A 13793-nucleotide genomic window follows, 5' to 3' on the forward strand; every position below is an offset into this window, starting at 1 on the left:
GTGGCCGCGCCCGGCCGACGTGGGAAACCCGGCAGGCGCGGCCGCTGTCAGATCCGGGCGCCCTTCTCCAGGTTGCAGCGGCGGCAGAGCAGCTGGAGGTTGTTCACGCTGCTGGCCCCGCCGCGGCTGTGCGGGATGACGTGGTCGAACTCCAGGTACTCGGTGGCCTGGCACTGCACGCACGCGCCGCCGTCACGCTGCCAGACCTCGGCCTTCACCGCCTGGGAGATGGCACGGCTGTCCCGGGCGCCGGGCGCGATCACCAGCCGGCGGGCGATCCGCAGCGTGCCGGCGAGGACCGCCGCCACGTACTCGGGGTCCCCGACCTGGTAGGTGCCACCGCCACGGCTCGTCGTCGCCGAGACGTCGATGGTGCCGTAGCCCGCCGCGACGGCCACGATCTTCGACCAGGCGGTCTCCGTCCCGCCACCGTTCTGGGCGAGGAACCGCAGCTTGCGGTTGCTGACGACCAGACGTCCGGGCGTGTGCCGGGGACCGCTCGCGAGCTGGCGGACCTGCACCACGTCGGTGTCCAGGTGCACGATCTCGTCGAGATCGAGGTGCAGCGTCGAGGACGTCTCCCGCGGCAGGTCGCCGTTGCGGATGCGGGAGAGGTCGAGTCCCCGGCGGAGCCTGCGGCGCATCTCCTCGACGGCCGGGTCCGCGACGCCCAGGCGGCGGGCCTCGTCCTCGAAGAGCTGGTACTCGTGCTCCTCGATGAGCTCGTCACCGAACGCGAAGGTGACGATCCGCTGGAGGTAGGCGAGGGCGACCGACCGGAACACCTGCTGGCCGGCGGCCTCCGGCACCAGCTGGAAGCGCAGCTCGGCCCACAGCGCGTCCAGCCCGGGCGCGCCGGGACCGGCGTCCACCGCCTCGACGAGCCGCCGCCGCCAGTCGGCCAGGACCCGGCGGATCTCGTCCTCGCATGCCACGCAGGGCACCGGGGCGGAGAACAGGCGCCGCCGCTTCGCCGCGCCGCACCTGCCGCAGGTCGCCTCCGACTCGACGAAGGGCTGCCTGGTGCGGGACGCCCAGGTCGTGCCGTCCCACCACCGCAGCAGGCCGGGCGCCGCAGGGTCGGGGTACCAGTCGGCCCGGCGCGCCGGCTCGGCCGGCCGGCCCGGTGCGGGCGGTCGGACCGGTGCGGCCGGCGGCGGCGATGCGGGTGGCGAGGCCGCGATCCCGGTGGTCTCGCCGTTCCCGGCGGCCTCGTCCGGCTCCTCGACGGCGATCCCGAAGCTGCGGGCCAGGCCGGCGAGGCCGCTGGCCCAGCCCTGGCCGACGGCGCGGAACTTCCACCCGCCTCCCCGACGGTAGATCTCGCCGAAGACCATCGTCGTCACCGGGTCGGACGTCGCCGACGCGAACTCGACGAGCGGCCGGCCCGCGACGCCGTCGATGCGCAACCGCAGGCCGTCGACCTGGGCGAAGGTCCCGTCGTCGACCGATCCCGCGACCACCACGGTGACGATGTCGGGCTCGACGTCCGGCAGGGCGACGGTCAGCGTGGCGCCGGCACCGGAGGAGACGAGGCTGACCGCGCCGGAGCTGTGCCGGGGCTGGTTGTAGAACACGATGTCGGCGTCCGACCGGACCTGGCCGGCGCTCGTCACCAGCACGGCGCAGACATCCACCGGCTCGCCCGAAGCCGAGCTGACGACGGCTGTGACGACCTCCGTCGGTATGACGGTGTTGGCGCCCTTCGGCAGGGTGGGTACAGCGACCATCGGTCCTCCATCAGCAGCCCGGGCCGTCGGAGGACAAAGCGGTGCCGCGCGACGCCCGACCAGACGGCCGCCCCCTCGCGGCAAACAGGAATACAAGGCTCCCTGTTTCGTAAAAGTTATCGGTAAGTGTCACGACCGATCACGGCGGGCCTCGGCCCGGCGCTCAGGCCGTCAGGCGGGCGTCCAGCTCGGTGAGGGCGGCGAGCGCGCCGAGCCGCACGGAGACTCCTGAGCCTGGCGAGAGCCTGTCCGGGGCCGGGTTGACGCGGATCAGCCGCCCGCCCGCGGCCGACTCGGCCATGCGGCGCACGGTGGGCACCGCCGTCCCCGCGCCGATCTCGACGACCACCAGCCGGCGCCCGGCGCCGGCCAGCGCGTCCAGCCAGGACGAGCAGGCGCGCAGCATCCTCCCAGTTCGCCGGGGCGGTCCAGTTCGCCGGGGATCGGTGTGCTCACCGTTCCATCATCACCGCCGGCGCGGCGCGGATATCGGCGCGCGTGTCAGGGTCGGTGTCGCGAAGTCGGGGCGGGGTCACCGGGTTGGCTCGCTCGGCCGGACCGGACCGCCCGAACGCCATACGCTCGTCGGGTGGCGGAGCAGCGGCGGTCGCGCGGTGCCCTCGGCGGAACCGTCGGGGTGCTGGCTGCCATGGCCGTCGGGGTGGCGGTGCTCCGCGGCTCCGACTCGGAGACCGACGCCGACACGGAGGCCGCCACGACCACGCCGACTGCTACAGCCACCGCCGCTCCCAGCCTCGCCGCCGTGGCTCCCGGCAACGCGGGCGACGACGGCGGCGCTGGCACGCGGCCGGCCCCGGGGGCGCCGTACTGCGGTTCGAGCCGCTACGTCGAGGAGATCACCCTGCAGCGATGGGCGGGCGGGGATTTCCGTATCTCCGTGTGGCCTACCGAGGAGGCCCGGCACGCCGATGACCGGGATGCCGCGAGTGCCGAGATCTGGCAAGCCGTCCAGGGCTGTGTCGGTGGGGTGGACCCGGCGGTCACGGAGAGCCTGCAGGACCAGCTCCGCTGCCATGAGTCCCTCGCGCTGGTACCGGGCCGCGGCGGCGAGGAGTACGCCACCGGCGACAGCTTCGACGTCGAGAGCTGGCGGCCGACCCCCGGGCGCCGCCGCTGGATCTCCACCCGCTGCGGAAACAACCTCGGCACCGACCCGACCAGCGCCCCCCTGGCCACCGAACGCCCCGACGGAATCCCCCCGCAACACCGGGCCTCGGGAGAACACGCCTGACCCGAACTGTGGCGGTCCAGTGTCACCATGGACTCTCTCAACCGCCGCACATCGGATTCGCCCGCCGCGACGCCCGTCCAAACCGCTGTATTTGTTGTTTGAATTGGCTGGAGAATGGGGGCGCGGAAGGCACGGGATGAACATTTCGCTGCTGGCTCGACGGATGGTTCCCGGGGATGTGTGGCTGGGGCATGAGCGGGTGATGGTGCCGGCGCGTTCCTTCTGGCGACGGGTGTGGGAGCGCCGGGGGATCGACATCACCGCGTCGATGGCCGCGGCGCCGTGTCTGGTCGTGGCACCGCATCCCGACGACGAGACCCTGGGCTGCGCGGTGGCCATCATGCGCAAACGCGCGGCCGGGACGCCGGTGACCGTCGTGCTGGTGAGCGACGGGGCCCGCGGCGGATCAGCGGCAGGCCCACCCGCGCAGCGCCTGGTCGAGAAGCACTCGCCTGCGGAGCTCGCCGAGATGCGACGGGCTGAGGCGCGGCGGGCCTGCGCCCGCCTCGGTGTCTCCGAGACTGATGTGATCTTCCTGGGGTTCCCCGACTCCGAGCTGCCCGGGTGCGTCGACAGCGTCGCGGCCCGGCTCGGCGAGGTGATCAGTGCCCGGTCCCCCGCTCAGATCCTGGCGCCGGCCTCGTGCGAGGGACATCCCGACCACGATGCCACCCACGAGGCGGTGCGCCGCGCGGTGCGGGCGGGCGGCTTCGACGGAGAGATCCTCGAGTACACCGTGTGGCTGTGGACGCACTGGCCGTGGACCCTCGGCCACGGGACCGGGCACTGGTCGGCACGACGGCTCCTGCTGGCACCGGTCCAACGGGTGCGCGAACGGCGCCCGCTCCTGGTGGACGCCCGCGGCCTGCGGGAACGGCAGAAGCACGCCCTCGCCGCGCACGTCACGCAGGTCGGGCCCGGCGCGGAGGGCGATCAGCGCCCGGGTCCTGGGGCGCCGCTCACTGGCTCCCTGCTGGCGACCTTGGAGAGTCGGTACGAGGTCTATGTGGCGGCCGACGGCCTACGGCACCTCGATTTCGACCGTCCGTGGCGAGCTGGCGGGGCTCGGGGCACGGGGCGGCCGCACTCCCCGCCGCCGGGTCGCGGAAGTGGCCGTGGTCCCGGCCCTGGTCCCGTCCCTTCTCGTGCTCCCACACCTGTTCCGGGCCCGGCCGCCCCGCACGGCCCGGCCACCGATCGTGATCCCGGGTCGGGTTCCGGTTCCGGTTCCGGTTCCGGGGACGGCTCTGGCCGATGAACCGGTCCCGGACGCGGATCCGGTCGTTGAACTCGGCGATTCCCCGCAGGTAGGCCGCCTCCTTCCGACGGGCGATGGCCTGCGGGTCGAGCTCGGCCACCCCCAGCCGCCCGCGCTCCCCGACGGCGACCGCCCGTCCGGCGTCGAGGAGGAAGGGAGCCAACGCGCTGGCCAGCGCGCCCGGGTCACCGGTCTCCACCACGCTTCCCGCGCCCCACCGTTGCACGAAGGGGGCGATCCCGGTCCGCTTCGTCACGACCACCGGGCGCCCGGCCGCCATCGCCTCGGCCGCGACGATCGAGAAGCTCTCGAAACGGCTGGGCACGGCCACCACCCGGGCACCGCGATAGACGTCACGGACCTCACGCCCCGCCAGATGCCCGCTGAACTCGACGTCGAGGCGCAGCTCACGGGCCCGGCGGGCCAGCCAGGCACCTGACGGCACGCCGTCGATCACGCCCGACGAGCGCCCGACGACCGCCAGCCGGTGGGCGACGCCGGCGGCACGCAGCCGCGCCGACGCCTCGAGCAGGACGTCCACGCCCTTGTAGGGCTCGAGCCGGCCCACCACCGCGATGGTCGGCTCGGTGCCGCGCGCGTCCGGGATGTCCCGCCACGGGCCGGCGTCGAAGAGGTTCGGGATCACCTCGACATCGCGGTCGCCCAGCCAGCCGTCCCGCCGCAGCTCGTCCACGAGGAGTTGCGACGGGGATGTGACGACGGCGGCGAGGCTCGCGGACGCGCGGTCCAGCCGATCCGCCAGCTGGCCGCGGACGCCCAGCGGCTGTCCGGCCATCCGGACTGTGAGCATCGTCGGGCAGTGCAGGTGGATCGCCAGCGGACGAGTGCGGCACAGGGCCTCGATCAGCCCGCGCGTCTCGCCGTCCTGTGTCTCGATCACGTCGGGGCGCAGGCCGATCTGGCGCATCCAGGTGCTGTAGGACAGCGCGAGGCTCGCCCGCAGCGCCAGCGAGTCGCGCGGATGGAGCGGACCGCGCAGCCGCGCGCCGAACCCGCCCAGCGCCCTGGTGATCGGGACCTGCAGCAGCGGACGTCGGTGCACGTGCACCCCGTGCTCCACCGTGTCGGTGAACTGGCGGCCCTGGGCACAGAGAACATGAACGTTGTGCCCGAGCCCCACCAGCGCCGCCGCGAGTGCGGCGGTATAGGTACCCGCGCCGTCCCAGACGATGGGCGGGTACTGCTCGCACAGAAAAAGAACGGATAACGTCCGGAACGTTCGGAGAAATCCCATAGTTCCCCAGATCCCACCCTTCGACGAAGGTGGTTAAAGGTAAGACAGCGCACGCACGTTACTCCCGACGACCTTGGCCGCAGCGGCTGGCGTATCGGATTCTTCACCAGCGTTAACCACCATCCGAATTTCGGTACCGGCCACCACTAATCTTCGTTGCGCGCGGAATGCCACCGGTTTACACGGAAAGATCCGCTGCCGCCGCGGCAGGCCGGCTGGCCAGTCCGTCGTAGCGGCCGTCACCGGACGCCGGCGGTCGTCAGCGAATGCCCGCGACCGTCAGCGGGCGGCGGCGGTCGTCAGCGGATGGCGTCAGCGGGCAGCGGCGCCGGTCAGCGAGACGTCCAAGGTGGGTTTCGCGGTGGCCGGGAGCCACTGGCCGTCGCCGCCGGCCGCGCCGCTGCCAGCCACCTTGGACAGTCGGCGCCAGCCCAGCCCGGGAGCGAGCAGGGAGAGGTCGCCACCGGGGCGGCGTACCAGGGGAAACCGCTCCTCCCAGGCCCCGCTCGCCGGGCCGGTGCCGTCGGTGAACCCGACGACGAGCTCGGCGGGCAGCGACGCGCCGGCGGTCCCGATCTCGTCCGGGCCGGTGCCGGGACCGGTGGTGAGCACGAACGTGTGCGTGATCGTCACCGGGACGGCTGTTCGCAGGGTGCGGACCTCCCCGCCGAGGCGGACGTACAGCCGCGCATCCCCCGACCGCACGGGTGCCGTCCCAGCGTCACCGGGAATCCGTACCTGTACACGGATCTCGACGCGGCTCCCGGTGACCTGCCTCAGCGGCACGAAGGACCCCCGGAAGCTGCCCGGGACCGCCGGGTCTGCGATCTCGTCCGGCCGCAGGCGGAACATCGCCCGGTCCGGCATCCGGTCAGGCAGCGCGGCCGAGCCCGGCCCGATGTCCGCCGCGAAGACGACAGGTCCGTCGAGGTCGGGGGAGTTCCGCAGCGAATGGTAGGGAACCTGCGTGTAGCGGCTCGGGACTGTCGGCGTCACCAGCACCACGGCCGGCCCGCCCAGGTTGTCCGGGAGCAGCGCGGCCAGGAAGTCGTTGCCCTCGTTGACCCCGCGCTGCACGTCGATCCGGGGCTGCAGGGTCGGCACCGTGATCGCGACGAGCCCGGCGACGGCGAGCGCTACAGCCCCCGGACGGACCATGCGCCAGGCCAGGCCGCGCGCGGTACCCGGCACGGATGCCCCCGGGCGGCGGAACAGCGGCAACTGTGCCGGGAGGAACGTCCACAGCCATCGGGCGCCGTCGGCCGCGAGGATGACGACCGGGGTGAACGCGGCCAGATGGTAGTGCGGGCCGAGGCCGTTGCGCAGGCCCGGCATGGCGAACGCCGACCCCCACCAGAACGTGTAGCCGGCCAGCACCACGCCCGTCGTCGCGAGCAGGAACAGGCGCTCGAGTCGCCGCCGCGGCGCCACCAGGCCGACGGCGGCCAGCGCGATCAGCGCGGCACCGCCGAAGAACCAGCTCGGCGCCACCTCGAGCGTCTCCTGGAGGGCGTCGAGCGCCAGCCGGCGGGTGAACAGGAAACTCGACTCGGACGGCAGGATCCGGCGCGGGCCGAAACCGAACCGGTCCAGTGGGTCCGAGGCCGACAGCGGCATACGCAGGGGCGATCCGGTGACCCGCCAGCAGTAGGCGAGCAGGGCGGTGACCAGGGGCAGTGCGCCGAGCACCGCCCAGCCCGAGCGCCGCAGCAGCGTCCCGAGCTCCCGCCGGCGCCGCGCGGCCGCGAGCGCGGCCAGCGGGAGGAGCACGAGCACGACGTCGAACGGCCGGATCAGCAGCACCAGCCCCAGGCCCGCGCCGCCGCCGGCCAGGGCGGCCCGCGCCCCCGTCCGTGCACCGCGCAACAGCTCCGCGCTGGCCAGGACGAGCACGGCCGCCCCCGGGGCGTAGGCGAGTGGCAGTGCCGTATGCAGGAGGACCAGCGGTGAGAGCGCGACGCCCACAGCGGCGGCCACCGCGCTCCAGGCATGGTCGAAGAGCTCGCGGGAAAGCCGGTAGGTCCCGACGACCCAGACCCCGGCGACGGCGGCGGGCGCCACGGCCATCGTGTCGAACAGCACCTGGGACAGCGCGAGCAACGCCGGCCAGCCGGGCAGGTACTTGGTGAACACGTGACCGTCGTGCACACCCGTCAGCCACGGCCGGAAGAACGGTTCGACGGCGCCCGCGTCCAGGGTCAGCCGCCCCTCGAGCAGCATCCGCGCCTGGAGGATGTAGGCGGCCTCGTCCGCGTCGCCGGAGCCGTCCGGGTACAGCGTGGCCCGCAGGACCAGGCTCGCGACGAAGGACAGGAGCGCGACCACAGCGACGACGCCGGCCGGCGACCGGAAGCGGAACGACTGGACCCGCAGGAAGTGCCGGCTTTGCCGGAACCACCGGAACCGCCGGGCTCGTGGGCCTGCGTGCGTGCCCGCTCCGGACGGCTCCGCGTGACCGGTGCCGTCGGCCAGGTCGACGGGTGCACCCGGGAGCGTCCCGGCGGTGCTGTCCGCCGTGGTCGGACCACCTCCGGTCGACGCGCCGACCGGGGAGTCGACAGTCATCGGCGGCGGCGGGGTGCGGCGGCGTCCGTCATGGTCGTGCCGTGATCCGGCGCGGCGCGTTCCCGGTCATCCGTGTCAGCCCCATTCAACCTCGATCGCACCACTCATCCGCGATCTGTCGATCACACCGAATGTGCCGTCCGCAGCGCCTGAAATGATAAGAAACCGCTCCGGGACGGCCGAAACCGGGGCTCGGGGCTCGCTCGGCACCACGCGCCGGCCAGGGGCACCCCGGTGGACGTCGCGACCCGGCGGGCATGGGCAGCCCGGCGAAGGGGCCTGACGGGACCTGGGTGGCTTGGCAGCGACGGACGGGCGACGGGATGTGGCGGACCGACAGACGGGAGTGGGCCGGACGACAGAAGTGGGCTGGCAAACGGGGGTCGGCCGACCGACATGGGTGGCACGGTCGCCGTGGCGCCTCGGTCACTGTCCGGCCCGGCGGCCCGGCGGCCCGGCGGCCCGGCGGCCCGGCCTCAGATCATCGGCAGTCCGGGTCCGGGACAATCTTGGTGTTGGCCGAGGGAATGTAGCCGTCGTCGTCGGCGAAATGTGTGGTGGTGTAGCCGCGAAGGCCGTGGCCGACGCATTTCGTGGCCAGGTTCCCGAAGTGATCCGGGAAATTGAACACCTCGGCCGGCGTGTCATCCCCGCGCCGGTTCAGGACGGGCGCGTCACCCATCCCCCGCTTGTCGTCGTCGCCGCATCCGGACAGGAGTACCAGCAGCGACACACAGGTCGCCGTCACCCCCGCCCGCGAGAGGATACGTCCCATGCCGGCCACTATCCCTCCGGATCACCCCGACCCGTGCGATTGTCTCCTCCGCGACGTGACCGAACCGCGGGCATACGGTGTGGCCATGGCGACCTGGGACGACGTGCGCCGGCTGGCGCTGGCGCTGCCCGAGACGAACGAGAGCCCCTCATACGGTTCGGCCTCGTGGCGGGTACGGGACAAGGGCTTCGTGTGGGAGCGCCCCCTGCGGAAAACAGACCTCGCCGCGTTCGCGGCCCGCGGCGAGAAAGCGCCGGACGGCCCGGTCCTGGGTGTGCGCGTCGCCGACGAAGGAGTCAAGAACGCGCTGATCGCCGACAGCCCGACGGTCTTCTTCACCGTCCCGCACTTCGACGGCTACCCGGCGGTCCTGGTCCGTCTCGACCGGATCTCCGTCGAGGAGCTGGACGAGCTGGTCGTCGAGGCCTGGCTGCTGCGGGCCCCGAAACGCGCCGCGAGGGCATACCTGGATGCCCGGTGACCTTCCGCCGAGCAGCGGGCCGACGTCGCGGGTATCGATTCCCCACGGCGGAGGCGTTACAGTCACCGTCATGGAGCCCGTCCAGGATTCCGGTACGGACGACTGCTACTCCTGCGGCGGTAATGCGGCGCTCAACGATCTGCCGCCGTGGCAACGAATCCTCGTCGGCACCGGTTGGCGGGTCGCGCACGCGATCAACTGCGCACTGCCCGGATGGCTGGTCGTCATCGCCCGCCGCCACATCACCACTGTGGCCGAGCTGGAGGCGGCGGAGGCCACCGAGCTGGGTCTCGTCACCTGGCGGCTCAGCCGGGCCCTGACCACCGAGCCCTGACCACCGCGGCCGGTCAGCGGTTGCGCAGGCGTTCCACCGCGCGGCGGTCACGTTTGGTCGGACGTCCCGTCCCACGGTCGCGAACCGCCATCACCGGAAGACGTTCCGGGGGCGGCGGGCTGTTGTCGATGTAGCACTCCGCCGCCACGGCGGCGCCCACCCGCTTGGTGAGGACCTTGGTGACCACGACGATGCGTTCATGGCCGGCCTGGCGAAGGCGCACCTCGTCGCCGGCGCGGACCATGCGCGCCGGCTTCACCCGCTCGCCGTTGAGACGGACGTGGCCGCCGCGGCAGGCATCTCCGGCCTGCGTCCGCGTCTTCATGAGCCGGACGGACCAGATCCAGATGTCGATCCGAGTGCTCTCCTCCACCGACGCCATAATGAAGACTCTACGAACCGGCCGCCCCCGGACGAGTCCCATCGCTACCGACACGCGGCGATGACCCACGAATGATCGGGTTCGATAGCCTCGCGACCATGGCGGGGGAGGAACTGCACCTGCGCGGAGCCGACGGAGCCCGCCGGGCAAAACTGTGGCTCGAGGCCACGACCCGCGCGAACGTCTACTACGTCACCCCGGAACCGGTGGCGGTCGCGAAACTGAGCTACCAGTGGGCGGACGGACGCGGCTTCTCCTACGACCTGGGCGGCGTGCTGCTCGGCGGTGAGTTCCAGGGCCACGAGTTCGTCGCGGAGTCGAAGTTCTACAACGGCCATCATGACCAGGGAACGCTTTACGTGGAGTTTCTCGCGAAGTGTTACCGGGCACTGTCGTTGCAGCCGGCCCGCATCGACCACTTCATGTGGATCACCTGGGCGCCGTTCCTGGTGACCCGCTGGCCGGACCTCTGCTCACCGAACGAGGTCAGGTCGGCCGTCCTCACGCATCACCGGAGAGTCCTCGGCTGCCCGCGCGACCACGAGGGCAGCCTCGTCTCGGACGAGACCTGCGAGAGCGTCGCGGAGCGCCTGTGGATCATCGTACTCTCGGAGCGTCAGGAGAAGCTGGTCATCTCCGCCGAGAACCTGAATATACTTCGAGGCATCGGCACCGAGAGGGGAGCCAGGTGACCACCCCAACCTACGCCGCCGAGCTGGACGCCGCGTTGAGCATCTCCAGCACACAGGAGAGTATCGGCAGCATCAAGGCCGTCGTCGCCAGAGAAATAAAGGCGACCGATTCCTCCGTGCAGATCCGGGACACCGGGTACTTCAATCATTCATATATGCCCGACTTCGTCCTCGAATGGCCGGACGACGCGGCCGCGGGTCAACGTTTCATGTACCTGAAGTTCGGCGGGGACGTCGACTACTTCGTCCGGGACGTCGCCCTCGTCGAGGACCGCGAGCCGATCGTCTTCAGCATCGGGCGCTACCGGAACGCGGGCGACGCCCATGTTCGCCTCGCCGCGGAGGCGGGCACCGCCAACACCCTGCTCACCGATGCCGACGGCCTCGCCACGATGATCGAGCGGCGGGATCGCTCCCCCGACATCAGAATCATCTCGACGGCGTTGACGCAGGACGGCCGCGGTGTCCTCGACGCCGTGAACGCCTCGGCCATCGCCGACGGGTTCAGCCAGGGCATCGACGCGGCGCGCGCGCTCGCGGTCGAGGGAACCCGGCGCGCCGCCGAGATCGTCACCGCCAGCCTGCGACGCCGGCAGTCCCGGCTGCTGAACCAGTTCCTCCAGGCCGTCTGGGTGGGCTCCGGGGGAAACATCGCCGGATTTCCGGGTGTCCGCGATCTCTCCGGCGAGGTCACCGACGCCGCCCTGGAATTCCTGCTGACCGGCGAGGAGATAACCGACCCGGTGTTCTGGCGGCGGCTCGGCCGCCGCGCGAGCCTGGAACAGATCGCGCGCCTGCACGTCGACTCCGCGACGCCGAACCTACAGCACTACGTCACCCAGAACATCGGCGTCCTGCGGGCCCGTTCATATCAGCTGCGGTCGGTTTCGAGAAACGTCACGGATGAAAACCCGCCGTTCGAGTGGAAAATCGAGCGGAAACTGCTCGCGCTGCGCGCCCAGCAGTTCACCGCCTACCTGGACGGCCAGGCGGACGATCCGCACGGAAAGGGTTCCGGCGGGCGGTCCGACGGCGTTCCACTCGCCGGCCTCCTTACCCGGGCGACCGGAACCACCGTGGCAGAACTGGAGATCGCGGCGGAGGGCCGGACGATCGTCTACCGCGGAGAGGACAACATCGACGTCACGCGGGACGAGCGGCTCGCCGCGCTCGCCGAGGCACTCGGGCCGGGCGCCCGAGTCACGAAGGCGCGTCTCCCGATCGCCGACGACCGCAGTCTCGTCTGCGACTTCACGACCCAGGTCGCCGCGCCGCGCGGCCCGAACAGGCTCCCGGTCACCGATCTGCTCGCCAGCCTCCCGCTGCTGCGGGAGCTCACCGCGGCGGAGTCAGATCGCCTGTCCGCGCTGCTCGAACCGGCGACTGATCCTGCGCCTCCCCGCGAGGCCGAACCCGGCGACGTCGAGGAGCACGGATACGCGGCTGGACCCGGCGACGTCGAGAAGCACTGAACGGACCGCCCGGGATCGCTGTCAGCGCCACGACGAGCGCGGCGACCAGCAGCGCGGCGGACACGAACAGCGTGTCCTGGCAGGCCTCGGCAAGCCGGGCGGCGGCCGGGCCGTCCACCACGGTCGGCAGCACGCCCTCGCCGCCGCCACCGGCCGCACCGGCCACGCCCTGGGTGGTGAGGCCGGCCGCGAGTACGACGGAGGTCAGGGCGGTTCCGATCGAGACACTCACCTGGTTGGTGATGGTCAGCAGCGTGCTGCCGGACGGCGCGTCCCGGTCACTCAGATGCCGCAGCGCTGTCGTGATCGTCGGCATGATCGTCGAGCCCGCGCCGACCCCCATGACGGACATCGCCACCACCATCTGCCAGTACGGGGTGTCAACGCCGAGCAACAGCGTCGCGGTGATCAGCCCGCAGGACGCCGTCACGATCCCGAAGCCCACCACGCGGGCAGGCGGAACCCGGTCGACCATCCGGCTCGCCACCTGCAGCGAAGCCCCGGTAGCGAGCGCCTGCGGGATCGCCAGCATCCCCGTCTCCGCGGGGCTGAGCCCCCGCACGAGCTGCCAGTAAAGCGGCAGGACGAACATCGAACCGAAGTAGGCCGCCGCGAACAGCGCCAGCGTCGCCGTCCCTGACGCGACAGCCCGCAGCCGCAACAGCGCAACCTGGACCAGTGGGGCGCGCATCCGAGCGGCCCGAACCACGAACACCACCGCCAACGCGAGCCCGGCCAGCGCCGGCACGAGCACACCTGCCGAGGTCACAGTCCCGCGCCGCCCGCTCTCCGCCAGCCCGTAGACGAACAGCGCCAGCCCCGGCGCGACAAGCGCCAACCCTGGGACGTCGAGCCGCCCGTCAGCACTCTCAAGCGTGCCGCCCCGCTGGACGGCACCCGCGGCCGCGGTGACCGGGCGCAGGACTCGGCTCGCGAGCAGGAGCGCGGCCAGGCCCAGCGGCAGGTTGACCAGGAAGATCCACCGCCAGGAGATGTCGACCAGCCAGCCGCCCAGCGTCGGCCCGATCACCGGCCCGACGAGCACCGGCAGACCCAACAGGCCCATGGCGCGCCCGCGCCGCTCCGGCGGCGTGGCCCGTAGCACAATCGTCATCGCGACCGGGTTGACCAGGCCACCGCCGATCCCCTGCACCACCCGGAAGGCAATGAGCGCGTCGATGTTCCAGGCCAGACCGCAGAGCACCGACCCCAGCACGAACAGACTCAGGGCCACCATGTAGACACGTCCGGAACCGAACCGTGCCACCAGCCATGCTGTCGTCGGCACGGTCACGGCCAGCGCCAGGGTGTATCCCGTCGAAACCCACTGGATCACCGGCAGTGAAGCATCGAGATCCGCCGCCAGCGTGCGGATCGCGACATTGATGATCGTGATATCCAGAACGACGAGCAGGCCACCGAGCACGAGCACCGTGAACACCAGCCCGGTGTGCGGCGGCCCGGCCGAGCCGGATGGCACGGATCGCCCACCCGGCTCCCCTCGGATCCCTTCCCTTTCCCCTTCCGCTCGTAGCTCCCCTGCCTCCTGTGGTTCCCCTGCCTCCTCCGGACCCGCCAAGCTGCCCAGATCACTGCT

10 protein-coding genes and 2 pseudogenes are annotated in these 13793 nt (G+C 71.9%); 5 read left to right on the forward strand and 7 right to left on the reverse strand.

Features of this window, described 5'->3' with window-relative positions; translation table 11 throughout:
* Positions 1 to 47: 47 nt before the first annotated feature.
* Entirely contained in the window at positions 48 to 1730 is a 1683-nt protein-coding gene (locus FRANEAN1_RS31850) for a TerD family protein (protein WP_020463810.1), read from the reverse strand.
* 163 nt (positions 1731 to 1893) lie between these two features.
* A pseudogene (locus tag FRANEAN1_RS31855) lies at positions 1894 to 2133 on the reverse strand (NAD-dependent protein deacetylase); the annotation flags it as partial.
* 186 nt (positions 2134 to 2319) lie between these two features.
* On the opposite strand from FRANEAN1_RS31855, the gene FRANEAN1_RS31860 reads away from it, so the two are divergent.
* Both FRANEAN1_RS31860 and FRANEAN1_RS44295 read left to right on the forward strand, forming a co-directional pair.
* On the forward strand, positions 2320 to 2982 hold the full coding sequence (locus FRANEAN1_RS31860; RefSeq protein ID WP_041255005.1) for a DUF2599 domain-containing protein: 663 nt from the start codon (positions 2320 to 2322) through the stop codon (positions 2980 to 2982).
* 340 nt (positions 2983 to 3322) lie between these two features.
* Positions 3323 to 3616, forward strand: a pseudogene (locus tag FRANEAN1_RS44295) (PIG-L family deacetylase); the annotation flags it as partial.
* Positions 3617 to 3941: 325 nt separating this feature from the next.
* Here FRANEAN1_RS44295 and FRANEAN1_RS31870 read toward each other — a convergent pair.
* The 3 genes from FRANEAN1_RS31870 to FRANEAN1_RS31880 form a co-directional block, all read right to left on the reverse strand.
* Positions 3942 to 5495, reverse strand: coding sequence for a glycosyltransferase family 4 protein (locus FRANEAN1_RS31870; RefSeq protein WP_020463812.1), 1554 nt, complete (start codon positions 5493 to 5495; stop codon positions 3942 to 3944).
* Between the two features lie 312 nt (positions 5496 to 5807).
* A complete protein-coding gene (locus FRANEAN1_RS31875; protein ID WP_020463813.1) occupies positions 5808 to 8060 on the reverse strand; it encodes a hypothetical protein in 2253 nt (750 codons plus the stop codon).
* A gap of 481 nt (positions 8061 to 8541) precedes the next feature.
* Positions 8542 to 8835, reverse strand: coding sequence for a hypothetical protein (locus tag FRANEAN1_RS31880; protein ID WP_347176832.1), 294 nt, complete (start codon positions 8833 to 8835; stop codon positions 8542 to 8544).
* 85 nt (positions 8836 to 8920) lie between these two features.
* Here FRANEAN1_RS31880 and FRANEAN1_RS31885 point away from each other — a divergent pair, with 85 nt between their 5' ends.
* Together FRANEAN1_RS31885 and FRANEAN1_RS31890 are read left to right on the forward strand one after the other, a co-directional pair.
* Positions 8921 to 9316, forward strand: a complete 396-nt coding sequence (locus FRANEAN1_RS31885) for an MmcQ/YjbR family DNA-binding protein (RefSeq protein WP_020463815.1) — start codon at positions 8921 to 8923, stop codon at positions 9314 to 9316.
* A gap of 70 nt (positions 9317 to 9386) precedes the next feature.
* Complete coding sequence (locus FRANEAN1_RS31890) at positions 9387 to 9650, forward strand: hypothetical protein (protein WP_347176833.1); 264 nt, start codon at positions 9387 to 9389, stop codon at positions 9648 to 9650.
* 13 nt (positions 9651 to 9663) lie between these two features.
* Here the strand turns inward: FRANEAN1_RS31890 and FRANEAN1_RS31895 are convergent, their stop codons facing one another.
* Positions 9664 to 10032 (reverse strand): RNA-binding S4 domain-containing protein, encoded by a 369-nt coding sequence (locus tag FRANEAN1_RS31895; RefSeq protein WP_041255007.1) that lies wholly within the window; start codon positions 10030 to 10032, stop codon positions 9664 to 9666.
* Between the two features lie 71 nt (positions 10033 to 10103).
* Between FRANEAN1_RS31895 and FRANEAN1_RS31900 the strand changes: the two genes are divergently transcribed.
* On the forward strand, positions 10104 to 10724 hold the full coding sequence (locus FRANEAN1_RS31900) for a hypothetical protein (RefSeq protein WP_041255008.1): 621 nt from the start codon (positions 10104 to 10106) through the stop codon (positions 10722 to 10724).
* Positions 10725 to 12059: 1335 nt separating this feature from the next.
* Here the strand turns inward: FRANEAN1_RS31900 and FRANEAN1_RS31910 are convergent.
* Entirely contained in the window at positions 12060 to 13676 is a 1617-nt protein-coding gene (locus FRANEAN1_RS31910) for a DHA2 family efflux MFS transporter permease subunit (RefSeq protein WP_347176834.1), read from the reverse strand.
* Positions 13677 to 13793: the final 117 nt, after the last annotated feature.

Source organism: Parafrankia sp. EAN1pec (assembly GCF_000018005.1).
GTDB classification, from domain to species: Bacteria; Actinomycetota; Actinomycetes; order Frankiales; family Frankiaceae; genus Parafrankia; species Parafrankia soli.

Coding starts and splice junctions, on each gene's coding strand:
- FRANEAN1_RS31870 (WP_020463812.1), bottom strand. CDS start 5,495: ATGGGATTTCTCCGAACGTTCCGGACGTTATCCGTTCTTTTTCTGTGC.
- FRANEAN1_RS31895 (WP_041255007.1), bottom strand. CDS start 10,032: ATGGCGTCGGTGGAGGAGAGCACTCGGATCGACATCTGGATCTGGTCC.
- FRANEAN1_RS31880 (WP_347176832.1), bottom strand. CDS start 8,835: ATGGGACGTATCCTCTCGCGGGCGGGGGTGACGGCGACCTGTGTGTCG.
- FRANEAN1_RS31875 (WP_020463813.1), bottom strand. CDS start 8,060: ATGACTGTCGACTCCCCGGTCGGCGCGTCGACCGGAGGTGGTCCGACC.
- FRANEAN1_RS31885 (WP_020463815.1), top strand. CDS start 8,921: ATGGCGACCTGGGACGACGTGCGCCGGCTGGCGCTGGCGCTGCCCGAG.
- FRANEAN1_RS31900 (WP_041255008.1), top strand. CDS start 10,104: ATGATCGGGTTCGATAGCCTCGCGACCATGGCGGGGGAGGAACTGCAC.
- FRANEAN1_RS31850 (WP_020463810.1), bottom strand. CDS start 1,730: ATGGTCGCTGTACCCACCCTGCCGAAGGGCGCCAACACCGTCATACCG.
- FRANEAN1_RS31890 (WP_347176833.1), top strand. CDS start 9,387: ATGGAGCCCGTCCAGGATTCCGGTACGGACGACTGCTACTCCTGCGGC.